At 65.8% G+C, this 746-nt stretch carries 1 rRNA gene (running past one end of the window); it reads left to right on the forward strand.

Annotated elements, in window-relative coordinates:
- Positions 1-38 precede the first annotated feature (38 nt).
- Positions 39-746: ribosomal RNA gene (locus PGW49_RS10240) — 23S ribosomal RNA — on the forward strand (it continues 2,292 nt past the right edge of the window).

The raw sequence follows: 746 nt of genomic DNA on the forward strand, positions 1-746 counted from the left end.
TTAGCGACACGTGGATATCCCGCGGGCCCGATGCGGTCCCGCAAGATACCACGGGCGCACGGCGGATGCCTTGGCACAGGGAGCCGATGAAGGACGCGGCAAGCTGCGATAATCCCCGGCGAGGAGCACACATCCTTCGACCCGGGGGTCTCCGAATGGGCGAACCCATCCACAGCAGTGTGGATATCCCCACCCCGAACACATAGGGGCCGGGAGGACAACCCGGGGAACTGAAACATCTAAGTACCCGGAGGAGAGGAAATCAATCTCGAGACTCCCCGAGTAGCGGCGAGCGAAAGGGGACCGATGGCCAAACCGTCGAGCGGGCATACCCGGCAGGGGTTCCGCCGACGGGGTTGCAGGGCCGCGCATCCGGGGGCTGCCGCCCCCGGGCGCAGGTCCGGCTGGGGAGCGGAACGGCATGGGAGGGCCGGCCGCAGCGGGTGACAGCCCCGTACGCGAACCCAGACCGGACGGCGCGACGCGGTCCCTGAGTAGGGCCGGGCACGTGAAACCCGGTCCGAACCTGGGTGGACCACCATCCAAGCCTGAGTACTACCCTGTGACCGATAGCGCACCAGTACCGTGAGGGAAAGGTGAAAAGCACCCCGGGAGGGGAGTGAAACAGTACCTGAAACCGTGCGCCCACGAGCAGTCGGAGCACCTTTATGGTGTGACGGCGTGCCTTTTGTAGAATGAGCCAGCGAGTCGCTGGCGCGGGGCGAGGTTAACCGAAAGGGAGCCGA

It is taken from the genome of Collinsella aerofaciens, from assembly GCF_027679495.1.
Classification (GTDB): Bacteria; Actinomycetota; Coriobacteriia; order Coriobacteriales; family Coriobacteriaceae; genus Collinsella; species Collinsella aerofaciens_AK.